The following is a 23,780-nucleotide window of genomic DNA, read 5'->3' as shown; positions in this document are numbered from 1 at the left end:
TTCACTATACTCATATCGTCTACACTTGTCAACAACAAACCAAAAAAATTTTCATTTGCTTTTTCAATTCGTTCATAGCAGGATGTATATAAATTATATATATAAAATCTTTATATATACAAAGATTGATCTATCAAGGATGTGAATAAAATATGTATTATCCAGTATCATCTGTATTGATTGAATGTATTATTTTGTCTGTCGTGGAAACTGCGGATTCTTATGGATATGAAATTAGTCAGACCGTTAAACTAGTTGCAGATATTAAAGAATCAATACTTTATCCAATTCTAAAAAAATTAGAAAAAAATGGCTACTTAACAACCTACACTCAAATTTTCCAAGGACGTAAACGTAAGTATTATTCACTGACAGCAGCTGGAAAAGAACAGTTACAATTTTTAAGGCGTGAATGGGCACTATATCGCGACAGTTTAGAAGCAATTATTGAAGGAGGCGTACGAGGATGAGTCGAGAAGAATATTTACACCAATTAAAAAAGTATTTAAAAAAATTACCTCATGAAGATTATGTCGATGCTATTGATTACTTTACGGAGTATTTTGAGGAAGCGGGTATCGACAATGAACAAATGGTGATTGCCGAACTAGGAACCCCAAAACAAGCAGCAAGTGAATTATTAAATCAATTAGTCGAAAAGCAAACCCATACTCCCGGCAAAACATGGTCAATGAAACGCACTTTTTGGTTAGCACTTTTAGCCATTTTTGCTGCACCGATTGGTATTCCGGTTGCTTTAACAGCTATTTTATTGTTGTTTTCAGGAATCCTCGTCATTTTTAGTTTGTTGTTCGCGTTTATTTCAGTGCTTGTCGCTAATTTTTTAGTCGCAGCCAAATTAATTTTACGTGGTTTGGCCGCTTTGCCGTTTTCTTTTTCAGGAGGCATGACACTCATTGGCTTAGGGGTACTATTGATTGGCATCGGATTGCTGATTTTACCACTCATCCCTGCACTTTGGAAAATTACCAAACGTTGGACACTTAATATTGTGGCACGTTTGACTAGAAAGCAGGTGCGTCATTCATGAAACAGTTACTACAACGCCGCATCGCGTTAACCTTGATTGGTATTGGACTTATTTTAACGGCAGTTGGCTTTCTCTTGGGTGGGAAAGAATATGTTGCCTATGCCAACTTAAATGATTTTAGTTTAAAAGGAAAACAAACGGTTCAAAAAATCGAATTAATCAAAGAACCTTTGAAAGATTTCCAAGAATTGGATGTTCGTTTAGATGTGGCGAATTTTACCATTGAACCATCCAACGATGAATATGCCTATCTTTCCTATTTGAGTACCAATCGTGATATCGCTTCAACGTTGCGTTACCAGGAAAAAGACGGTACGCTCGTTCTTGAAAAAACACGATCACAAAACTTTTTTATCGATATTTCTTTTTTTAACAATCTATTTAATCCAACGGGCATTGGTCAAAGCGATCAATTAGGCATCACACTTTATTTGCCAGAAAAAATGCTTGATACAGTCAGTATTCATGTAGAAGTCGGCACAGCTACTCTCAGTCATCTTCAAGCAAAACAGGCCAAAATTTCAGTCGAATCAGGCAAACTCGTCCTGACAGATACTACGTTTGCTACGTTGAAGGCACGCAATGAGGTTGGCAATACAACCTTCAAGCAAAACACAATCGACGAACTGACCTTCCAATCAGAATCAGGCAATCTGATTCTTGAAGAAAATACCCTACACGCAGGAACTATTCACTCTGAATTTGGCAATATGACTTTAGATAATAGTCAGTTTAACAATACTCAATTCAAAACCGAAAGCGGTACTATCAAAGGGCAACACGTCACCTTCACTGGCGAAAATAACCTAAAAAGTGAGTACGGTGACATTACGTTAGGATTAACCAAATCAACCTTACAAGACACACACTTTTTCTTACAAACAGAGCATGGAAAAGTAAGTGTCCCGAATTTAACGGGCAAACAAACGACCACTTCTTTTGAAAGCAATCAAAAAGCCCAACATATTTTCAATGCCACCATTGAAAGCGGCAATATTACTATTGAATAATCCGTGTTTGTGAGATGACGTTAGATACAATAAAATATCCGAACGATTGGGCAGAAATACTCGGCTCGATCGTTCGGATATTTTTTATTTCACTTCATTTAACAAATCTTGCATCATTTTTGCTTGTAATTCCGCAGTCCATTGTTCAATCAGTGTTTGTTTTTTGGCTTCGTCAGTTGCTAATGTAGGATCTTTTTGAATAGCGGCCATCAGTTTTGTTTGAATTTCTTTTTGTGCTTTTTCTTTAAACGAAGCTTGACGTTCTTTTGCTAATTGACCAAACTCTTTCATCTGGTCAACACTTAATACTTCCCAACTTGCCGGAACATTAAACGTATTTTCAGCTTCGATGAATTCATGATTGTTGTTCACTATTCCAAAAAACAGTTTATAAAAATCATTTTTGTAATCCCAATAACTCGTTTCAGTAACTAATTCTGGTGATGTTCCTTCTGTTACTTTATTTGTCACATGATCGGTCTCAGTGGGCGTTGGTTCTTCTGACTTTGGTGTTTGGTATAAATAAACTTTTTCAGAACCATCACCTAAAGGTTTGTAAAGCAATACGTCTAAACCATCGGCACTAGAAACAAGTTCAATGCTTTCTGTTTCCACGACTTTTTTCATCCCAAAATGACTCACAAAATTAGCTGTGACTAACACTAATGACAAAAGAAAAATACCGCCACAAACAATCCCAAAACCAGTTTGCCAAGATTTTTTCGCAAGGACAAAGGTAAACGCAAAACCGACCACGCTTAAAAGTAGAATAAAAATAATCATGCGTTAACCTCCTTTGTTTCGATTTCTGCTGGTTTCTTGCTATCTTGAATAAAGAATGCAACGACAACACCAACTAAACCAAAGATAATAGCGACCATAAATGCCGCATGATACCCTGATAGTGTCGCATTTAATGCTTGTTCTTTATACGCTAGTGGTGTTTTATCTAATAGTGATTGATCGGGTAAATTCGCTGTCGTGACGTTACTCAAGACACTAATTAACGTTGCCGTACCAATTGAGCTGGCAACTTGACGGAATGTATTATTGACTGCTGTACCATGACTAATTAAGTGCATTGGTAAAGCATTCATCCCTGAAGTCGTGACTGGCATCATCACCATTGAAATTCCGAACATACGAATTGCGTACAATACCATGATATACATAATTGGTGTTTCTGCTGTTAAAAAGGCAAATGGTGCTGTGGCAGCTGTTAAAATAATCATCCCAACAATCGCCAAACGACGCGCGCCATATTTATCAAAAATCGCACCAGTCACTGGCATCATAACCCCCATCACTAATGCACCTGGTAATAACATTAAACCAGAATGGAAGGCTGTTTCACCATGAATATTTTGAATATATAATGGTACCACCATTTCAGCACCAATCATAGCCATATTCGTTACCCCTGATAGAATAGCCGCAATTGTAAAGATTGGTGATTTAAAGACCCGCAGTTCCAAGAATGGATGTGGTAAACGTAATTGTCGCCAAACAAACAGGCCGATTACGACAACACCGATACCAATGTACCCTAAAACTTCAATACTATCCCAGCCTTTGTTACCAACACTTGAGAAACCGTAAAGCAAGGCACCAAAACCGACACTTGATAATAATGCAGAGAAGATATCAATGCTGGGGTTAGAAAGTGGAATGACACTACGCATTAAAAAGAAGGCTAGAATTAATACAATTACAGCAATTGGTAAAATCATACCAAATAATTCACGCCAAGAATAATGGTCAATAATCCAACCTGATAATGTTGGTCCTAACGCAGGGGCTAATCCGATAACCACACCTGACATCCCCATCGCAGCTCCACGTTTTTCAGGTGGGAAAATAGATAACATAATATTTTGTAGCAAGGGCATGGATAGACCTACACCACTCGCTTGAATCAAACGACCAACTAACAAGGTCCCAAAGTTTGGTGCCATAAAGCACGCCAATGTTCCCAGTAAGAAAACCGTCATTGAAAATAAGTACAAGCTTCGTGAGCTAAATTTATTGATTAACCACGCGCTAATTGGAATCATAATTCCGTTGACTAATAAGAAACCTGTTGTTAACCATTGTACATCTGATGCGGTAATATCAAATGCTTTCATTAATGCTGGAAAAGCCGTTGTTAATAATGTTTGATTTAATACCGTACAGAATGTACCAATTAGTAAAATCGCTACTAATAACGTACGATTATATGGTTTTCCATAAATATCTAAAGGTTGTTTGCTGCTCATTTATTCATCTCCTTTTTTCTTGTTCAGCATTGCATACTTTATTCCTTTTTTTAATCTTTGTCAACTAACTTGACACATATGTAATTAAAAGTACAATAAAGAGAGAGACTTATGGAAATGAGGAAAAAAAGATGAAACCTTCTCTATTAAAACAATTATTAGATAGCGATCATTTGCTGATAGGTATTAGCGAACTAAGTGAAATGAGTGGTACTTCACCAAGACAACTACGCTATTGGGAAGAAAAGGGATGGATTACGTCAGTTCCCGACAAAACACATGCCGCCCGTCGTTATCGCTTGCCGACAGTTGTGAAAGTCGAATTAATCAAATATTATTTAGATGAAGGTTTTACATTGAAAAAAGCAGCCGAAAAAGCCGATGAACGAATCAAAAAGGTGCATCATATTCGCAAAGTGTTATCCAAGTCATTACGTGATATTGAAATTATTGACGATCGTTTTACAGTTTTTTCAATCAATCATTTTGAACCTAACCAAGAACGCCTAGTCATTTTGCATGATGGTAAAAAGGATACACTCCACTATCGCATTTTTGCCTCAGATCAGACTGCCAGTTATGCTGACCTTTGTGAAGAATTAAAATAAATCAAATAACTAATCCGAACGAGAAGTAGCACCGCGTCCTTCCCCTCGTTCGGATTAGTTTTTCTTGTTTAGTTGATAATTTGTTCAATGTTAAACTCCAATTGAATTTCTGCTAAGTACTCTTGAAATTGCGGATAATAATGGCCGCCAAAACCATGTCCGGGAAAATCATCGCCTGTATACCCAACTGTAGTCGGTAATGCGTCATTGCGCAAACTAAATTCTGCAAATTGAATGTCGCCCATATACTTTTGAATATAGGCATCTTTTTTCACATTATCAACACCCGAACCTAAATGCCATTTTCCTGTATAGCCCACTTGATACCCCGCGTTGGCTAATTGACGACTCAATAATTCTGGTGTATCAGCTAATTCCTGTACCATATTCCCGTAATTATAAGAATTGGTTAACATGCCGTTAAATGAGGGGTTGTGCAGGGCAAATCACCGTATGTTGACAACGTGTCTTTACGCTGTTGATCGGTCAAAATAAATAAAATATTGGGATGGATTGTCCTCCTTAAAACGTAATCGCTTTCTATTTATTATCTTGCGTTCCAAGTCATTAGACAACCATTTGACACTATGTATCTCTTGCACAAAAAAACAGCCAAACAGAAAGACTGTTTGGCTGTTGACTATTTTCGGCTTAATGGTATAAGTCAAAGCGACCTTTCGCCATTACTTCTTTCACGCCACCTGTTTCATATAATGATTTGTTCATAATCATTTTTTTGATGAATGAAGCTGGGTAACCTTTTACGCCAGTTTTTCCAACCATACCAAATGCATGTGTGTTACCAATTGAAGCCACAGAACCTGCAGATTTGAAAACAAATCCTGGAGTTGATTGACCTTTTATACGGTTCACTAAATGTTTCGCTGTGTATTCACCCATTTTTAAAGCAATTTGTGCAGTTGTTGGGTAAGGACGATTGGATTCTTTATCCATTACAGCAGCAACGTCACCGATGATGTAGATGTCATCATGACCTGGTGCAGTTAAATCTTCATTTACTACTACGCGACCACGACGTTCGTCAAAGCCAGATTCACCCATAACAAAGCTTCCACTTACACCTGTTGTCCAGATGATTGTTGCAGCTTCTAATTCTTTTTCAACATCACCATTTGCGTAAACAACATGTTCTGGTTTGATGCCTTTAATCGCACAACCAGTCATTAAATGAACATTCCATTTATCTAATTGTTTTAAGCAATAGTTTGTTAATTCATCGTTAAACATTGGTAAAATTGTTGGTGCTGCTTCGACACAATAGATTTCGATTTCATCTGGAGTAACACCAGCAAGTTTTGCGTAACCTTTTTTCGCTTCTACAAGAGAACCAACTAATTCGATACCAGTAAATCCAGCACCACAGACAACTAATTTCAAATATTTTTTGTCTTTTGTTTCTTTGTATTTCGCCATTGCATCTTGAATATGTTCATAAATTTTTACTGCTGAATCAATGTTAACCATTTCTAATGCATTTTCTTCCGCGCCCGGAATACCAAACGTTTCTGAACGGAACCCTAAACCAATGATTAAGTAGTCATAACGCACAGGTTTGTTGTTTTTTAATTCAACTTCTTTTGTATCTGGATTAATTTTTACCACTTCATCTTGAATAAATGTTGTAACTTTAGGATTAACTACATCTTTAATGTCGTAAGTAATTTTTTCTTTTGGTTGTGTACCTGCAGCAACTTCATGTAAGTCAGTTGCTTCATAGTGGTATGCATTACGATCCACTAAAGTGATACGAAACTCTCCAGCTGCTTTTTTTTGTAATTCATGTAAAGCTCTTAACCCAGCGTACCCAGCGCCTAAAATCGCCACTTCCTTCATGACTTTTCCACTTCTTTCTTTTCAATATTATTTATTATATAAGGATACCTAGCAAGTAGGTGATTACTTGTGCTGCTGAACCTACAGCGAGAATTCGAACCGCACAAATAAACGTTTCCCGTTTTACCTGTTTGTTTCTAAAAAGAGTTATTTGTTTCCAAATAAATGGGGCTGTTAAAAATGTTAACAAAACCGTTAGTGGGGCCAGTTTTAACACCACCGATAAAATAATTGCTAGAAAAGCGAAAACATTCATTCCCACAAATAAATGGATGGAACGTTGTTTTCCTAAATAATGAACCAAGGTATAGCGTTCATTTTTTTCATCCTCTTCTTTATCACAGATATTGTTTGCAAGCATCAGGTTTGCAATCCACAGAGTATTCGGCAACGCAATTATAAAGATACTGAATATTTCAGAAAAATTCCACTGAAATGTTTCGAAAGTATTCAGATACACACAAATAAATGAAATCATGATGCCCATCGTCGAACCAGAGAAAAATTCACCCAGCGGTAGACTCGATAACGGTCTCGGACCAGAAGAATAAAAAATGCCGACTAAATAGCAATACAATCCCATCCACAATAATGGCCAACCAACGACTGATGCAAGTGCAATTCCTAAAATTGCCGATACAACAATCATGCTTGTCATCATCCAAAATACAAAGCGTAACGATAAATTCTCACGCCCGATAATATTGGTCTTTTGTTTGTAATCATGTCCTTCTGTTGCATGGTGATAGTCATTATAATTATCTAAAATGTCAACTGCCATATTAAAAATAAACATTGCAACAAAATAAATCAGGACATAACCAAGATGCAGTGTACCATAATGATACCAACTATAACAAAGTCCAATCAAAAATGGTAAGACACTTGCAGTTTTCGCCTTGATCTCAACAAGCTCTAAAAAAACAGATAGTGACATCGGACACTCCTTTCTAAATTTGGACAGCATTACATTGCCTTTTTGAACGAAAATAAGTTAAAATAGAACTACTATCTAACATTGAAAGGGTTATAAACATGCTATCTTACTGGAACGATTATCCCACTATTCAAAACAAACTCCAAATCGTTTGCTCACTAATTGAGAAACAAATGAGAGTTCGCAATAAAGATATCCAAGAAACACTGATTGATTTTTCACAAGCTGGCGGAAAATTTTTGCGCCCAGCTTTCTTTTTGTTATTCGCTTCCTTAGGAGACCCTGAAAAACAAGACGAAGAGCAATTAATCAAGATTGCAGCGTCTCTTGAAATACTTCACATGGCAACATTGATTCATGACGACATCATTGATGATTCTCCATTGCGCAGAGGGACACAAACTGTCCAATCGCGCTATGGTAAAGATATTGCCGTTTACACCGGCGACTTACTATTTACAGAGTTCTTCAAACTTACTATTGAAGCAATGAACGGCTCGAAATTTTTAGCGATTAATGCTCGTTCGATGCACCGTTTATTGTTAGGCGAGCTCGATCAAATGCACACACGTTACAATAAAAATGAAACCTTTCGTGATTATTTACGCAGCGTAAATGGCAAAACAGCGGAATTATTTTGGTTGGCTTGTGCACAAGGCGCACATTTTGGACATACAGCACCGCACGTCCAACGTGTTGCCGGCAGAATTGGACGAAATATCGGGATTGCTTTTCAAGTATATGACGATATTTTAGACTATACTGCAGACGAAGAAACCTTAAAAAAACCGATTTTAGAAGATTTGGCACAAGGCGTATACACGTTGCCGTTGCTTTTAGCAAAAGCGGAACAACCAGATATTTTCTTCCCTTATTTAGAGAAAGAAGACAAAATTACGCCACAAGAATCACAAGAAGTTGCCGATTTAGTGGTGAAATACAACGGTGTTGAGATGGCAAAAGACATCGCCCGTCGTTACACACAAAAAGCTTTAGCAGACATTGCTACGTTGCCTGAGGGTGAAGCAAAAGAGATGCTACAATTACTCACAACGCAACTATTACTACGTAGTTATTAATCAGAGACACTTATCACTTACAAGTGATAAGTGTTTTTTGCTACATTCAAGGACGCATGCGTCATCTAAAAAAGCCCTACGCACTACTTTAACAAAAAACTACTTGAGAAGACATCCTGTTCTCTGTCTTCTCAAGTAGCTTTTGATTCTATACAGCATTATTCTAACAAATTTCTATGCTTTATAACCAAAAGTACCCCAAACGTCGTAAATTCATGCCTGAACGTCGTGTTTTTGTTTTTTTATAAAAAAAAATTGCCTGTATCCTTCAAAATAAATGAATGATTTGATATAAAAATGTCATTTGTTCCCTTTGTAACACATAAATCATGATATAATTCGGTAAATTACTTTCTATTGAAAGAAGAACTCTAAACACTTTATACATAGTTACACAAATGATTATGCTCGATTTTTTACTATTTGATAACAGTAATCTGAAGTGACGGAATGTTCTATAGGAAATCCTGCTACTTTATTTTAAGTTCTCTTTTTACAACTACTATTCTGTTCCCTATACAAGGACATTCACTGCTATACTAAAGGTAGTATCCAACGCTTACTAAAAACAATCTCTGGGGGAGAAAATGATTAATATTTTTATTTGCGAAGACAATTTAATCCAACGCACAAAATTGGAAACGATTATTCAAAACTTTCTTTTAATGGAAGATTTAGAGATGCAAATCGTTTTGAGTACTGCCAATCCTAACGAAATACTCGCGCATCTCCAACGCCATCCACAATCAAAAAGTATTTTCTTTTTGGATATTGATTTGAATCATACATTAAACGGTATTCAATTAGGGGCTAAAATTCGTGACTTGTGTATTTATAGTAAGATTATTTTTATTACTACTCACAGTGAACTGGCACCATTAACCTTTAAATATAAAGTAGAAGCAATGGATTATATTATCAAAGACGATCCTACAGAATTAGCAGTACGAGTAAAAGAAGCGCTCATTCAAGCCAAAAAGCATTACTTATCTGAGCATAAAGAAGATAATACCCACATTCGTTTACGTGTCGGCAATCAAATTCGGTTATTTCTATTAAAAGAGATTATGTTTATTGAAACAGCGCCTGCTTCGCATAAACTAATTTTACATCTTACAAATAGTTTCATTGAATTTTATGGAAAAATTACCGATATTGAAAAATTATCTCCTGATTTTTTACGGGTTCACAAATCGTTTGTTGCGAATCAAAAAAATATTATCCAAATTGATACTAAAAATCGTTGTCTAACATTTAAAAATGGGGAGACATGTTGGGCATCTGTTCGTAAATTAAGTCAGCTCAATCGGACATTTGCGGAAAAATAATCCAACGTTTTTCTTTAAAGCTAAAAAACATGATTCTGATTACTCTGAATCATGTTTTTGTTGTTGCTGGATATATTAACTGACAAAAAATCATGCTATAATTTCGTAGCAACTACGTTTCGATTGGAGGTACAATCAATGTTTTACTTATTAGTCGCTTCAAGTGTGATTCAAACTTTTTGTAACTTTCTTATTTTGGATAGACTGCCGATTTTAAAAAAATATAACTTGTTTCTAGCTGGTATTATTTTAATTATTACATATAATTTGAGTATTTATATCTCACAAGTGGAGATAATTGTGTTATTCGTTCTTCTATTTTCTCTCTCTTATATGAATAACCCGACACAATCTATTGGTAAAATCTTACTCCATTTTTCAATCGCATTTCTTTTAAAGTATGGGCTGGAATGTTTATTTCCTACACTCATGATTAAAATTATTTTAAGTGAAAATAATTTATGGATGTTTTTATGGTTTTGCGCCTTATTAGCAATTAATTGTTTGTGCGCTTTTATTATTCGACGATATTTACTTTCAAAACTAATGGACGTATGGCTCTCACTCAGTGGGTATGTCTTATTCACCATTGTTTTTCTTTATCAAATGTATAAATTAAATGTTTATATTCAATCACTTCCTATCGATTCTAAATTCGATACGCTGTTGAAAATTTTTTATATCTTCCTAGTGATACTCATCTTTATTGGTGTTATCAGTGTTATCATGTTAAAACAACATCAAAATGTGGCATTAGAAACTCAAAAAAAGGAAATTGAGTATCAATCTATGCAACTCTACACCATCGAATTAAACAAGCAATACCAAGAAATTCGAAAATTTCGGCACGACTATATTAATATTTTATCCTCCATGGAAAGTTATATGGAACTCGATCAGATGACTGAATTAAGAGACTATTATCATCAGCATATTCAACCAACTCGTGCTATTTTTTCCGAACATTTTACGAAAATCAATGATTTACAACGAATTGAAGATCCTGCCATTCGTAGCATTTTTACAACAAAATTATTGTTGGCGCAAGAAAAAAATATTTCTGTACAATTGGAGATCAATGAATTGATTCAACTCCCTACATCGATTGATCCAGTCATTTTGGTGCGAATTTTAGGAATTTTATTAGATAATGCCATTGAAGAACTTAGTATATTAAAACAAGGAACATTAGAAATTGCGATTTTCTCACTTAACCAAGACTATGTATTCATTATTCAAAATACGGCTCGAATGAATATTGAACCGTTACACCAACTGAGAATAAATGGGTTTTCTACCAAAGGCAATCATCGTGGGATTGGTTTAAACACAGTTGATACTTTGGTTCAGCAAGTGCCGAATCTTTTGTTAGAAACAATCATTGACAATCATTTGTTCACACAAAAATTAACACTTTCGGCAAGCCCACACCCTAAAATTTTAAGCTAAAAACGACGTTCAGGACAAAATATGCGACGTTTACGACATTTTTGTATTTTTCCACTCAATTTGTAGTATAATCAGCCCAAATTATAGAAGGAATTGAAAAAAATGAAAAAACTGATTTTAGCGGCATTATTATTCAGCATCGCTAGTGGAACTCAAGTTGCGCATGCGGAAGAAGTGAGCTCTACAGACAACGCAGAAACTTACGTATCGTTTGTATCATATGACTTTAAAAACTATCCCCCTTCTACTTATGCAGGCAAAACGTTAGTAAAAGTAGAAAAAATTTCAATGGGCTATCGTGGCTGGTATCTATGATTCGTCTAGTCCTTTCTTTCTTGTTACTATTTTTAATTGTAGTCACTATATTTCATCCATTTGATGACCAAGTACAAATGCTAATTATGTTGGGATCAGCTGTTTTTTTAGCTGGCTTCATGTTCAGAATGGCGTACGTGAAAGAAAACGACAAATAAAAAATGACGTACTGAGCGAAAAATAATGCTCAGTACGTCATTTTTATGTTAAATCCCAATCAACGTCGCAAACACAGGAACAACGACTACCGTAATGACCCCTACGACCACTACTGAAATACTTGCCATCGCTGCTTCCGTTTCACCCATTTCTAAACCAACTGCTACACCAAGCGCATGCCCAGCAGCACCTAAAGCTAATCCTTTAGCCACAGGATGGGTAATATGGAACCATTTTAATGCCATGCGCCCTAAAGCGTATGTTAAAACACCATTGAAAATAACAGTAAAAGCGGTGATTGAAGCCACACCACCAACAGATTCGGAAATCGGTACGGCAATAGCAGTTGTTGCTGCTTGTGGCAAAATCGAAGCAATAATACTTGGATTCATTTGGATCAATTTACCAGCTAGAACAACCGCAACTAATGAACCAAAAGAGCCGATTGTTAATGCTGTCAGAATTTCAAGCCAGTATTTCTTCAATACCTCTCTTTTTTTGTACAGTGGAATCGCAAAAGCAACTGTTGCAGGCTCTAAAAAGAAACTAATAAACTTGCCACCTTCATTATATTGTTCGTAACTAATATCAGTGACTTTTAACACGAATACACCTAAAATCATTGCGACAAATAACGGGGTGAATAAGAAGAAGCCCTTGCTTTTTTTAAATGCCCAATTACCAATCCCAAACACAACAAATGAAATGATAATACCAACATATGGACTCATAATGATACGCCCCCTTTATGTTCTGCAGGTAAATGTTTTGCTTCTTTTTCAGTTGCTCGATTGTCTTTAATATGCAGCAAGAAAGCGCCTGTCCAACCGGTTGAAGCTAATAATGCTAAGGTTGCGATCAGAATGACAAAGAGAATTTGAAATCCGTATTGTTGCATAATGTCTAAAGAGTTAATTAATGAAATACCTGATGGCACGAACAAGAAGGTAATCACACGCGATAGCGCATTACTTAATTCCTCGACTTGTTCTAACTTAATAATTTTCGTACATAACCCGACGAATAATAAAATCATGCCGATGACCGATGCGGGAACGGGGATTGGCATCACCTTGGTTAAACCATTGGCTATTAACATAATTAATGCAAAAATAAATGCTTGTTGTAAAAATGAATATACTTTCTTTTCCATAAGTCCCATCTCCTCTTGTTTTCTACATCATGAGTATAGAATGAAAACGAATTTTTGTGAGAATAATTTCACGAGTTACACCAATCACGACATGAAATGCACCATTCGTGACATTAGTTGCACGAAAAAACAGGCCGCGCTTGTCGACCTGCTTTTTCCTTATTCTAACCCAACTTGTGCTCTAAATGTTTTTACATACGAGCGACTAACGGGGACTCTAGAACCATTTTCTAAAATCACTTGCAACGTATGATTAAACCATGGTTGAATTTCTTGAATTTTTGTACGGTTTAAGATAAAGCTACGATGGGTTTTTAAAAATAATTCTGACGGTAGTTTTTGCTCAATTTTATTTAGCGTTCCTGTCATATGATACGTTTGGTCTTTGGTTTCAATATTTAATTGACGTTCTTCGACCGAAACAAGATAAATATCTTCGGGTGCTACCAAATAAATGCGGTCGTCCCCTTGAATCGGAATTGCTTCAAATTTAGGTTTCGGCGCTAGTTGTTGTGGTGTTAACTCTTTGATAGCTTTATCTAACGCTTGATGAATTTTCTTTTCTTCAAAGGGTTTTAACAAATAGTCTTTCGCGTTGACTTGAAAAGCTTGTAAAGCATACGCATCATAAGCCGTCGCAAAAATTAAATAGGGTGCTTTTTTCAAATGCGTCAATTTTTCTGCTAAATCAAACCCACTTTCATCCGTTAAATGAATGTCTAAAAAAACAATATCCGGTTTTTGATCCATCATTTCTTCCATCGCTTCTTCAACCGATTCTGCTTCGGCTGTTGACGTAATTTTCGGATGTTGCAACACCAAATAACTTAATTCTTCACGTGCTAACGGTTCATCATCGACAATTAATACATGCATTATTCTCACCTCGGGTCTCTAATTGGAATTGCTAGACGGGCATGACTGCCTCCAGTTGGACGATTTTCAATTTGAAATTTGCCGTCGCCTCCGTAGAGATTTTCAATCCGACGAGACAAATTTTCCAATGCCGTACCCGTTCCTTTTTCGGATTTAACTGGTTCTCTTCCTAATAATACGCGGCGATCTTCCGGAATACCAATACCATTATCCCAAACATCCATAATCAAGTTTCTTTCAATTTTTCGAACCACGACTTTGACGTGATTGTTGGTTTTACGATTACCAAACGCATGTCGAATCGTATTTTCGACAAGAACTTGAATCGCATAGGGTGGGACATAATAGCCTTCTGTCCCCGCTTCAATATCAAAATCAACTTGGTAACGATCAGGGAAACGGGCTTGTTCTAAGGACAAATAGGCACGAACTTGGTCGAGTTCTTGCTCTAAAGGAATCGTTGTTTGCACGGCGCCTTGTAAATTCCCTCGAAAATATGTGCTTAATTGCAGCAATAAACGGCGCGCATTTTCACTATCTTTTCGCATTAACGCAGAAATCGTATTGATGGCATTAAAGAAAAAGTGAGGATTCACTTGCGCTTGTAAACTTTTGATTTCCGCTTCTTTTAGTAATTTCGATTGTAATTCAGCTTCACCTAATTCAATTTGGGAAGAAAAAATTGTACCTAACCCCTCCGCTAATTGCTCTTCGACATGTGTTAGGTGGGTTGGATCTGTAAAATACATTTTCAGCGTACCGACAATTTTCTGATGTGACAATAAGGGAATCACAATCGCAGCTTGTAGCGGACAATCTGGATGTGAGCAACCGACTTCTGTTTTAGAATGGGCAATCGTCATTTGTCCGGTTCGCAAGACTTCTTTTGATAATTCCGTAATTACTTCTAATTCTGGAATATGATGGTCATCCCCTGCGCCTACATGTGCCAATATTTGATGGTTATCGGTCATACTAATCGCACTCACTTTTGTATAATGTTGAATAATTCGTGCGACTTTTTGACAAGAATGTTCATTTAAACCTTCCCGAAAATAAGGTAAGGTTTCGGCGGCTAATTCTAAGACATCATGTGTTTGTACAGCCTTTGCTTGTTCTTCTTGTTTTAATGTCGTCGTTAAAATCGATAAGAAAATGAATGTACCCACACTATTTAACAAAATCATTGGCAAAGCAATGAAACGGACTAACATCACGCCGTCTTTTAAACTGCCACTGAAAAATAAAATAAACAACATTTGAATAACTTCCATAACAATACCGACCATTGCGGCTTGAGTCGCTTTAGGAAATTGATAATCTTTCGCAAGGCGTTTTCCTAAAATTCCTGATACTATCCCCACAACCAATGACGCGGGGATATAAAAAATCCCTGTACCCGCACCTTGAATCACTCGATGAATCCCCGCAATTAAACCGACCATCCCCCCAACAAATGGACCGCCAATTAAGCCAGAAACACTGATGACCAATGTCCGTGTATTGGCAATCGAAGCGTCACTGCTCAAATACGTTAAGACGTGACTAGGAATAATTTGGTTGTCTGTAATCTCAATCCCAGTAAAATTAGAAATAATCGCAAATAAGCCAAAAATAACAACTAAACGAATTTTCGAAGGAATTGTTTCTCTGCTCAATAATGTTCTTTTAAAATATGTAACATTTACTAACAAAAAAGCTAATAAAATGATTAATCCCACACGTTCCATCATTAAAATGAATAATTCAAACATCTTCATCACTCCTTTCTATTCACTATACTATCATTTATCCAAAAATAAAGGACTTTATTTAAATAGATAACAAAGAGATGTGACGAAAAAAATTTATTAAATTGACAAAATTTTCTGTCAATTTAATAAATATATGTTATACTCTTAGTTATCTTTTAGGTAGGAGGGACTATAATAGTTAACAAACATCTATAAATATATAGTTTATATTATCAATAGGAGAATTTGTAAAACCGTTAGGCGTAACGACACAAACCTTAAGAGACTAGGATAAAAAGGGGAATTGCAACCGGCCTATGTTTCACAAAGTGGTACTCGTTATTATTCTGAAGAACAACGAAATCAATTTTTAGGAATCGCTGGAAGAAAGAAACCAAAATGAATCACTATTGGCTATTATAGAGTAAATTCAAACAAAAAGATGACTTAGAACATCAGATTGAGAATGTAAAAACCTACATGATTGCATGAGGCTACCAATTTGATACTATTCAAGATATTGAAGGAAAATGAGCGAATAAAGCGAAGAAGAAGATTCAGGAGTTGATGAAAGATGATACGAGCCAAGAAAGTAAGGTTACGCCCGACTACGGAACAAGAGAAACAACTGTGGCAATCGTCTGGGACGGCTCGCTGGATTTTTAACTGGACGTTGGGGACCGGACTATCAAAATCCAATGACTTACCTAGCAAGCTTACGTTCACCAAACAATACCAACTATGACAGTAAAGAATATAACGACTTATTGGATAAGATTGAAAATGATTATGCCAATGACTTAAACGTACGTTGGGATGCCATGATTGAAGCTGAAAAAATTCTAGTCGAAAAAGATTCTGCTATCGTGCCATTGTATCAACAATCACGTGCGTTATTGATTAATGAACACTTAACTGGTATTTACTACCCAAGTTTTGGTGCATCAACTATTTTCAAATACGCTGAGTATAAATAAAAAAGAACACCCAGTCAGTTGTGACTGGGTGTCTTTTTATCTACCATCATCAATGGCTTTTAATTTTTGATAGCGCACATTCGTTTTGGCTAGTTCTTGTGGCGAACCAGTCATTTCTAAGTGCCCATCTTCAATAAAGATGACGCGTTGCATCTTCTCAATTCCTTGTAAATGATGCGTAATCCAAATGACTGTTTTTCCATCTAATTGCCCAAAGAATGTATCAATTAACGCTTGTTCCGTAATTGGATCTAAACCAACAGTTGGTTCATCCAGTAAAACAATCGGTGTGTCTTTTAATAAGATACGTGCCAAAGCCATACGATGACGTTCACCACCAGAGAAACGTAAACCTGCTTCGTCTACCATCGTATCTAATCCATCCGGTAATTTTTCAACGAGCTCTTTTAATCCTACTCGTTCAAGAACCGTCCAGACTTCTTCAATACTGGCTTGTTCGTTACCAATCCGTAAATTATTTAAAATAGTTGTATGGAATAAATACGGCGCTTGTTGAATGACCCCAATATAATCGGAAATAGTATCACCTAAACGATAGGTTTCAACACCTGCTAAAGTTAACTGACCACTGTTTGGAATTAAATCACCACGAATAAGTGTCGCTAATGTGCTTTTTCCAGAACCACTGCGACCTAAAATCGCAATTTTTTCCCCTTGAGGAATTGTGACATTCAAATGATCTAATACTTGACGCGTACCTTTTTCATAACGGAAAGACACGTCTTGTACCTCAATATCCAATGGTCCAGTTAAAGCTGTGACTGGTTCGATGTCCGCTTTTTCAGGCAAATCATTTAAACGTTCCAACGAATCTTTGTAAATATTCGTTTCTTGTGCAGCATCCGGTAAAACAGCAAACGCATCAACTAATGGAAAAACACATAAAACAAAGGCGGCAATCCAGTTAGCTGCTCCGCCATGATTTCCGACAAATTGCTGACTCGTCCAAAAAATCAGTAGCACCACAATGATGCCAAACACGCTTTGTAATAGTAAATTACGACGACGATTAAAACGACGTAATTTGTCTTGCACTTTGAGCAATCCAGCTTCCGATTCTTCGTGTAACTGTACGTATTCTTGACCACGTTGGCTGAAAATCCAATCCGAAATTCCTAAAACATTGTCTGTTAAATCCGTATACAAGGCATTTTTCAATTGTTTTTCTTGCTCTTGTCGTGCGCCATTTACTAACACTGACCACAATGGCAATAAGAAGGTAACAATAAACAACATCAACGCCATGACTAACGCAAACCACCATGAAAAATACCCTAAGCCAATAATTAAAAACGCATATAGAATCCACGCAATAACGGTCGGGAAAATCGTCCGTAAATATAAGTTTTGGATATGATTAATATCTTCAGCTAATAAGCCCAAAATATCCCCCATCCGATAATTACGTTTAAAGAAAATCGCATCTTTTTCTAATGTCGTATACAATTTCAAGCGTAGTTGAGATGTCATGCGTAACACCCAATTATGACTCACTAAACGCTCGACATAACGGAAAACGGGACGACTCACACCAAAACCACGGGTAAACACAATTGGCACATAAATCATTAAAATATTTTCCGGTAGCGAAGCCGCACGACTAATCAAATAACCCGAATTAAACATTAAGGCCCCAGCTGAGAAGAAGGTCAAAAAACCTAAAACGAGCGCCAAGACCAATGCTTTGCGATATTTTTTCAAAAAAGGTTTTACCCAAGTATCTTTTTTAAAAGCTTTCAATAGAGGAATATTATTCATGTTCTTCCCTCCTCATTTGTTGCGTCAATGCATAAAAATGACCTTTACGTGCTGTTAATTCAGCAAAACTGCCGACTTCAACCACTTGGCCTTTTTCAATAACCATAATTTCGTCCATTTGATGCATCCAATGCAGACGATGTGTGGCAAAAAAGACTAAACGGTTTTCCATTAATGGCAACATACGCTCTTTTAATTCAACTTCTGTTTCGATATCTAAATGCGCGGTTGGTTCATCCAATAACAGAATTTTACGTTCTTTATCTAAAAAGGCACGCGCCACCGCAATTCGTTGTGCTTGTCCCCCGCTGAGTGCACGAGCACCGCCTCCTAGTTGTGTATCTAGGCCTTCTGGTAATTCTGCCACTAACTCTGATAGTCCAGCAACATGGACAGCTTCTAAAATTTCTGCTTCCGTTGCTTCGGGGGTATAAAAGGCAATATTTTCACGCAAGGACGTTTGAAAGACATATGGATTTTGAGGAATATAAATCATTTGTTTTTGCCAATCTTGTTGCGCAAAATTGTTGACTGATTGACCATCCAACGTAATCTCACCTGAAGAGGGTTGTAAGAAACCACTCAATGTATTAATAAATGTCGATTTACCTGAACCACTCATCCCAATAATCCCGACTTTTTTAAACCCTTTGACTTGGTAATCGACAGCCAATGCTTCTTGCTCATCGTAAGCGACTTTAACCTCTTTTAAAGCTAAGGTTGCTTCTTTTGACCACGTTGCTACAGGCACTTGTTCGCCTTCAATTTCAGGCTCTTCTAAAATTTCACGAATAGCTGTCATCGCATTTTTTCCATCTAACGTTGCATGATAGTCACTTGCAAAATCACGTACTGGTAAGAAATATTCTGGTGATAAAATTAAAACCGTTAATGCTGGAAACAATAAAATGCCACCTTCAATTAAACGTAGCCCTAACAATACCGCCACAATCGCCACTGATAACGTCGTAAAGAAATCTAACGCAAAGGTTGATAAAATCCCAATACGTAAGGTACTCATTGTTGCCTTACGGAATTGCTCACTTGTTTTAAAAATACTTTTGCCATATTTTTTACTCAAACCAAACATCTTCAATGTATCAATTCCTCGCAAAGAATCGATAAAATGATTGGATAAAATTTGAAAAGCTTTGTATTGTCGATCGGCTTTGGCTTGTGCGGCGTATCCTAAAATAATCATAAAAATAATAATTAATGGGAAAACCAACAACAAGACAACTCCCGATTCAATATCTAAAAAGAACACCACTGCCAAAATTGGCCAAGGAATAATCGTCATATTCATCATTTTTGCTAAAATCAAGTGAATATAATTTTCAACTTTACCAATTCCGTCTAACGCCATGGTAGTCATATTTCCTGTTCCTTGTTTTTGGACAATTTGGGGCCCAACACGGAAGATTTTTTCTAATAACTGCTGACGCAAATAACTCGCTTGTTCAGCTGAATAATGATCCAATAATTTATCACGTAAAAAAGTCACACCATGGCGTGCAAAATAAATCACAGCAAAAGCACCAATCATCAAATATTGATCGGTGATTTTTTCGCCACTCCATAAATTCGTGATAACTGTTGCTAATGTATAAGCTTGCCCAATTATAAAGAGGGCTTGCAAGGCTGAAAGCCCTGCAAGCATCCCCATAATTTTTCTGATATTGGGCAAACCGAGAATCGCTTTGTCCATCATAAGATTAGTACCCCGCTACATCTGTGTGTTTGATACGTTTTCTAAAGATATAATATGACCAAATTGTATAACCTAAAACAAATGGTAATAAGCCAATTGCTACAAAGCTCATAATTTTTAACGTATATGGTGAAGAAGAGGCATTTTCAATTAATAAATCGTACTCTGGACTAATTGAACTAATAATCAAACGAGGGAACAATCCTGTAAATAACAACGCCACTAATGACACCATTGTTAAGCCACTTGCAAGAAAAGCTGTTTTTTCTTTCCCTTTAAACAAGGCTAAGTTTGCGACAACCGTTAAAATAACCATTAACGCTAGGAAGATAACCGTTGATGTCAAACGAACCTCAAAGAAATCAGTGTTAAAGTACAACAAGATTGCAAAAGCCACAAGTCCAACATACGCAACCCCATATAACGCTTGGGCATAGTTACGCGCACGCGTGCGAATTGGTCCAGTTGTTTTTAATGAAATATAATTTAATCCATGCAAGTAAGATAATAAGGTTAATGCTACCCCACCTACAATTGAAAGAGGGTTAACGTAATCCGTAAAGGTTGCACTTAAATCACCATTGGCATTAATTGGCATGCCTTGCACTAAACTAGTGAAAAGTAAGCCAAAGCAAAATGGCACAATTAAACTACCAATACTTAATGTCCAGCCCCAAATCCAACGTTTGTCAGCTGGCATGTGGTGACGGAATTCAAACGATACTCCACGAATAATTAAACCGACTAATACGAGTAACAAAATCAGATAATACCCACTAAATAGCGACGCATACCAGTATGGAAATGATGCAAACATTGCGCCTCCTGCAGTAACTAACCACACTTCATTTCCATCCCAAACCGGTCCAATTGTTTCAATCAATTGATCTTCTTCTTTTTCATTGTGTGCCAGTGTTTTCACAGACATCCCAACCCCAAAGTCAAATCCTTCGAGGAAGAAGAAGCCTGCAAACAAGACACCAATTAAAATGTACCAAAATAATTGTAGATTACTCATTAAAAGCACCTCCTGCAAATGGATCGATTGTAGGTTCTTCATGTTCTGCAGCTTCTAACGCATCTGGTCCTTTTTTCAATGTACGAATAACTAAATACACCATAACGGAACCTAGAATAGTAAATAACGTAAAGTACGAAATGTTTGAAATGAGTAAGGATGTTGCTGAAACGTTTGGTGACACACTTTCTTCAATGGTAAATAATCCGTACGCAGTCCAAGGATAACGACCTAACTCTGTTAATAACCAACCCGCTGTATTTGCTAAGAATGGTGCAAAAGTAGTCAATGCCACAATCCAAAGCATCCACGGCTTTTCGTAGAGAATTGGTTTCTTCTTCCGCGTGAAGAATAAGCCAACTATTGAGACCATCAACATTAACATCCCAAACCCTGCCATTACACGGAAGTTCCAGAATAAAGCATTAACTGGTGGGAAGTAATTTCTTTCGCCATATTCTTCAATTAATCGTTCATTGATGGTGTTCATGCCATCTACTGAACCGGATAATTCATGGTAAGATAAAATACTTAAAACATACGGTACTTCAATACCAAAGACACGTTCTTTTTCTTTTTCATTCATCCATGCAACTAGCGTCCAAGCTGCGGGATCTTCTGAATCTTCATACAATCCTTCTGCCGCTGCAAATTTCATTGGTTGTGTTTCCAACATCGCTTTCATTTGGAAGTCTCCTGCTGCTAATACCGTAACTGAACCAACCAAACCGACCCATAAACCGACACGTAATGATTTTTGATAGACGGTACGACTAAGCTCTGTTAAACTGTCTTTCTTCAATAAACGGAAAGCCGCCATCCCAGCAACAGCAATCCCACCTAACGTAATCGCCCCTGCAATAACATGAGAGAACTCATACATGACTTTCGGGTTAGTAACTAAGGCCACAAAATCGTTCATTTCCGCACGACCATTGTTGATTGTATAACCGACTGGATGTTGCATGAAACTATTGGCAACCAAAATCCAGAAGGCTGACATCATTGATCCTACAAAAACCAACCACATGAAAACAACGTGTAGTTTAGGGCTAACTTTATCCCAAGTAAACATCCACAAACCTAAGAAGGTTGATTCCAAAAAGAAAGCAAGCAACGCTTCAACAGCTAATGGTGCGCCAAAAATATCTCCCATAAAACGAGAATACTCTGACCAGTTCATACCAAATTGGAATTCTTGAATAAGTCCTGTTACTACTCCTACTGCAAAACTCAGTAAGAATATATTTCCCCAAAATTTCGCCATTTTTTTGTAAAATTCATCTTTTTTCGTCACATAGAGAGTTTCCATAATTGCAACAACTAATCCGGTACCGATAGAAAATGGTACAAAGAAATAGTGGAATACAGTTGTCATCGCAAACTGGATTCGAGCTAATGTAACAATATCCATAATGATTCCTCCTCTTCTTTATTTCACAAAAATAAAGATTATTAAATCCGTGCGTGAACCCATGAAATAGCTCTAAAAACAGTATAACTTGTTACAAATTACTCTTGTTCATAATTCCTCTTAAAATAATCCATTATCAACAATTTTTCGCTAAATCGTTCATTCACACTTCTTCATTATCAATGATATTCCTTTTTCACGGAATTGCAATAAATAGGCTTAAAAAAAGTGCTTTTTTTTTGCGTTTTTTGCTAGTTTGTGAAAGAATAGCATTATTTTTACCAAAATAAACGACTAGCGTTATAAATGTTGATGATTAACACGCATAAAATAACTCCTTGGAAAATAATTGTGATTCTTTTTGCTGGAAAAAGTTGGCTGGCTCTGGCTCCTAATAACCCACCCAAAATAGCCGCTGGAACCACAAACCACAACATCGTTAAATCGTACCGCACAAAGCCTGTAGAAAATGCGATTGTCACTAATTTCGAAAGTTGTGAAAAGAAAATCGTGCAGATTGAATAGACTGTTGCCTCTTTAATCGGCATCGCAAACATCAACATCAGCAACGAAACATTGATGGGTCCGCCACCAATCCCTAAAAAACTTGCCATAAAACCTAAAATTAACCCACAAACTAGATACCACGGAATCCCACGCAACGTAAAATTTTTCCATTCATAACGCGAATAGAAAAAAGCAAACAATAAAGTCACAATCGTCAAAATAATTTGAATCAGTTGAACCGTTTCTTCGTTATTCAAACGTAATAATTCTTCAAACAATACATTCCCACCTATACCGCCAATAACTGCCCCTAGCGACACAAAAAGGACAAGTTGAAAACGTATCGACATGCCGTTTTTCAGTTGGCGATACGTCGAAACAATCGACATCACAAAGACCGCCACTGTCGAATAAAAAGAAATTGCCGCCACTGAATCACGTGCCAACAGATCCAATACCGGCTTAATCATTACGCCACCACCCATGCCTGAAATGGACCCAATTGTATTTGCGACAATAATGACTAGAAAATAAAGGATACCCGTCATTTTTCTCCCACCTTTT

Annotated in this window: 24 protein-coding genes; 10 read left to right on the top strand and 14 right to left on the bottom strand. The window is 36.7% G+C overall.

Annotated features, from left to right (window positions below; genetic code table 11):
* The first annotated feature begins 152 nt into the window (after window positions 1-152).
* Genes PYW32_RS00740 through PYW32_RS00730 form a run of 3 tightly spaced genes read left to right on the top strand, consistent with a single transcriptional unit; the run spans window position 153 to window position 2,061 of the window.
* Window positions 153-470: a PadR family transcriptional regulator gene (locus PYW32_RS00740; RefSeq protein ID WP_016176183.1), complete on the top strand. Its 318-nt coding sequence runs from the start codon at window positions 153-155 to the stop codon at window positions 468-470.
* Complete coding sequence (locus PYW32_RS00735; RefSeq protein ID WP_016176182.1) at window positions 467-1,051, top strand: DUF1700 domain-containing protein; 585 nt, start codon at window positions 467-469, stop codon at window positions 1,049-1,051. The genes PYW32_RS00740 and PYW32_RS00735 overlap by 4 nt, the downstream gene beginning before the upstream one ends.
* Window positions 1,048-2,061 carry a DUF4097 family beta strand repeat-containing protein gene (locus PYW32_RS00730; RefSeq protein WP_016176181.1) on the top strand — a complete coding sequence of 338 codons (1,014 nt, stop codon included), beginning with the start codon at window positions 1,048-1,050 and terminating at the stop codon, window positions 2,059-2,061. Before PYW32_RS00735 ends, PYW32_RS00730 begins: the two co-directional genes overlap by 4 nt.
* A gap of 84 nt (window positions 2,062-2,145) precedes the next feature.
* On the opposite strand, the gene PYW32_RS00725 is transcribed toward PYW32_RS00730, so the two are convergent.
* Window positions 2,146-2,844 (bottom strand): DUF4811 domain-containing protein, encoded by a 699-nt coding sequence (locus tag PYW32_RS00725; RefSeq protein ID WP_016176180.1) that lies wholly within the window; start codon window positions 2,842-2,844, stop codon window positions 2,146-2,148.
* Window positions 2,841-4,319: an MDR family MFS transporter gene (locus tag PYW32_RS00720; RefSeq protein WP_016176179.1), complete on the bottom strand. Its 1,479-nt coding sequence runs from the start codon at window positions 4,317-4,319 to the stop codon at window positions 2,841-2,843. The genes PYW32_RS00725 and PYW32_RS00720 overlap by 4 nt, the downstream gene beginning before the upstream one ends.
* 131 nt (window positions 4,320-4,450) lie before the next feature.
* Between PYW32_RS00720 and PYW32_RS00715 the strand changes: the two genes are divergently transcribed.
* Window positions 4,451-4,927, top strand: coding sequence for a MerR family transcriptional regulator (locus tag PYW32_RS00715; RefSeq protein WP_016176178.1), 477 nt, complete (start codon window positions 4,451-4,453; stop codon window positions 4,925-4,927).
* A gap of 68 nt (window positions 4,928-4,995) precedes the next feature.
* Here PYW32_RS00715 and PYW32_RS00710 read toward each other — a convergent pair whose 3' ends face one another.
* The 3 genes from PYW32_RS00710 to PYW32_RS00700 all read right to left on the bottom strand — a co-directional run bounded on the left by PYW32_RS00710 (window position 4,996) and on the right by PYW32_RS00700 (window position 7,718).
* Window positions 4,996-5,313 carry an alkaline phosphatase family protein gene (locus tag PYW32_RS00710; RefSeq protein ID WP_248636505.1) on the bottom strand — a complete coding sequence of 106 codons (318 nt, stop codon included), beginning with the start codon at window positions 5,311-5,313 and terminating at the stop codon, window positions 4,996-4,998.
* A gap of 265 nt (window positions 5,314-5,578) precedes the next feature.
* Window positions 5,579-6,781, bottom strand: a complete 1,203-nt coding sequence (locus tag PYW32_RS00705; RefSeq protein ID WP_016176176.1) for an NAD(P)/FAD-dependent oxidoreductase — start codon at window positions 6,779-6,781, stop codon at window positions 5,579-5,581.
* A gap of 34 nt (window positions 6,782-6,815) precedes the next feature.
* Window positions 6,816-7,718 carry a prenyltransferase gene (locus tag PYW32_RS00700; RefSeq protein ID WP_016176175.1) on the bottom strand — a complete coding sequence of 301 codons (903 nt, stop codon included), beginning with the start codon at window positions 7,716-7,718 and terminating at the stop codon, window positions 6,816-6,818.
* 98 nt (window positions 7,719-7,816) lie between these two features.
* On the opposite strand from PYW32_RS00700, the gene PYW32_RS00695 reads away from it, so the two are divergent.
* From PYW32_RS00695 to PYW32_RS00680, 4 genes are all read left to right on the top strand, one after another.
* The gene (locus tag PYW32_RS00695) at window positions 7,817-8,797 is read left to right on the top strand and encodes a polyprenyl synthetase family protein (RefSeq protein WP_016176174.1); all 981 of its coding nucleotides are present in this window, start codon (window positions 7,817-7,819) and stop codon (window positions 8,795-8,797) included.
* A gap of 587 nt (window positions 8,798-9,384) precedes the next feature.
* Window positions 9,385-10,125: a LytR/AlgR family response regulator transcription factor gene (locus PYW32_RS00690; protein ID WP_016176173.1), complete on the top strand. Its 741-nt coding sequence runs from the start codon at window positions 9,385-9,387 to the stop codon at window positions 10,123-10,125.
* A gap of 138 nt (window positions 10,126-10,263) precedes the next feature.
* Window positions 10,264-11,574, top strand: coding sequence for a sensor histidine kinase (locus PYW32_RS00685; RefSeq protein WP_016176172.1), 1,311 nt, complete (start codon window positions 10,264-10,266; stop codon window positions 11,572-11,574).
* Between the two features lie 102 nt (window positions 11,575-11,676).
* Window positions 11,677-11,889: a hypothetical protein gene (locus PYW32_RS00680; protein ID WP_016176171.1), complete on the top strand. Its 213-nt coding sequence runs from the start codon at window positions 11,677-11,679 to the stop codon at window positions 11,887-11,889.
* Between the two features lie 206 nt (window positions 11,890-12,095).
* Here the strand turns inward: PYW32_RS00680 and lrgB are convergent, their stop codons facing one another.
* The 4 genes from lrgB to PYW32_RS00660 all read right to left on the bottom strand — a co-directional run bounded on the left by lrgB (window position 12,096) and on the right by PYW32_RS00660 (window position 15,831).
* Window positions 12,096-12,779, bottom strand: coding sequence for an antiholin-like protein LrgB (gene lrgB / locus PYW32_RS00675; RefSeq protein ID WP_016176169.1), 684 nt, complete (start codon window positions 12,777-12,779; stop codon window positions 12,096-12,098).
* Window positions 12,776-13,201, bottom strand: coding sequence for an antiholin-like murein hydrolase modulator LrgA (gene lrgA, locus PYW32_RS00670; RefSeq protein WP_016176168.1), 426 nt, complete (start codon window positions 13,199-13,201; stop codon window positions 12,776-12,778). Before lrgA ends, lrgB begins: the two co-directional genes overlap by 4 nt.
* 159 nt (window positions 13,202-13,360) lie before the next feature.
* The gene (locus tag PYW32_RS00665; RefSeq protein WP_016176167.1) at window positions 13,361-14,077 is read right to left on the bottom strand and encodes a LytR/AlgR family response regulator transcription factor; all 717 of its coding nucleotides are present in this window, start codon (window positions 14,075-14,077) and stop codon (window positions 13,361-13,363) included.
* A 5-nt stretch (window positions 14,078-14,082) separates the two neighbouring features.
* Complete coding sequence (locus tag PYW32_RS00660) at window positions 14,083-15,831, bottom strand: sensor histidine kinase (protein ID WP_016176166.1); 1,749 nt, start codon at window positions 15,829-15,831, stop codon at window positions 14,083-14,085.
* A gap of 553 nt (window positions 15,832-16,384) precedes the next feature.
* Here PYW32_RS00660 and PYW32_RS00655 point away from each other — a divergent pair.
* Complete coding sequence (locus PYW32_RS00655) at window positions 16,385-16,555, top strand: helix-turn-helix domain-containing protein (protein ID WP_016176165.1); 171 nt, start codon at window positions 16,385-16,387, stop codon at window positions 16,553-16,555.
* Window positions 16,509-16,787, top strand: coding sequence for a hypothetical protein (locus PYW32_RS00650; RefSeq protein WP_016176164.1), 279 nt, complete (start codon window positions 16,509-16,511; stop codon window positions 16,785-16,787). Before PYW32_RS00655 ends, PYW32_RS00650 begins: the two co-directional genes overlap by 47 nt.
* 36 nt (window positions 16,788-16,823) lie before the next feature.
* On the opposite strand, the gene cydC is transcribed toward PYW32_RS00650, so the two are convergent.
* The 5 genes from cydC to PYW32_RS00625 all read right to left on the bottom strand — a co-directional run bounded on the left by cydC (window position 16,824) and on the right by PYW32_RS00625 (window position 23,764).
* Window positions 16,824-18,566, bottom strand: a complete 1,743-nt coding sequence (gene cydC / locus PYW32_RS00645) for a thiol reductant ABC exporter subunit CydC (RefSeq protein WP_016176163.1) — start codon at window positions 18,564-18,566, stop codon at window positions 16,824-16,826.
* Window positions 18,559-20,277: a thiol reductant ABC exporter subunit CydD gene (gene cydD, locus PYW32_RS00640; protein WP_016176162.1), complete on the bottom strand. Its 1,719-nt coding sequence runs from the start codon at window positions 20,275-20,277 to the stop codon at window positions 18,559-18,561. The genes cydC and cydD overlap by 8 nt, the downstream gene beginning before the upstream one ends.
* 4 nt (window positions 20,278-20,281) lie before the next feature.
* The gene (gene cydB, locus PYW32_RS00635) at window positions 20,282-21,295 is read right to left on the bottom strand and encodes a cytochrome d ubiquinol oxidase subunit II (RefSeq protein WP_016176161.1); all 1,014 of its coding nucleotides are present in this window, start codon (window positions 21,293-21,295) and stop codon (window positions 20,282-20,284) included.
* Window positions 21,288-22,712, bottom strand: a complete 1,425-nt coding sequence (locus tag PYW32_RS00630) for a cytochrome ubiquinol oxidase subunit I (protein WP_211210812.1) — start codon at window positions 22,710-22,712, stop codon at window positions 21,288-21,290. The genes cydB and PYW32_RS00630 overlap by 8 nt, the downstream gene beginning before the upstream one ends.
* A gap of 275 nt (window positions 22,713-22,987) precedes the next feature.
* Entirely contained in the window at window positions 22,988-23,764 is a 777-nt protein-coding gene (locus PYW32_RS00625) for a sulfite exporter TauE/SafE family protein (protein ID WP_016176159.1), read from the bottom strand.
* Between the last annotated feature and the right edge of the window lie 16 nt (window positions 23,765-23,780).

This window comes from Enterococcus saccharolyticus subsp. saccharolyticus (genome assembly GCF_029023825.1).
Classification (GTDB): domain Bacteria; phylum Bacillota; class Bacilli; order Lactobacillales; family Enterococcaceae; genus Enterococcus_F; species Enterococcus_F saccharolyticus.
The sequence above is the reverse complement of the archived record's forward strand: the minus strand, read 5'-3'. Positions and strand labels throughout refer to the sequence as shown.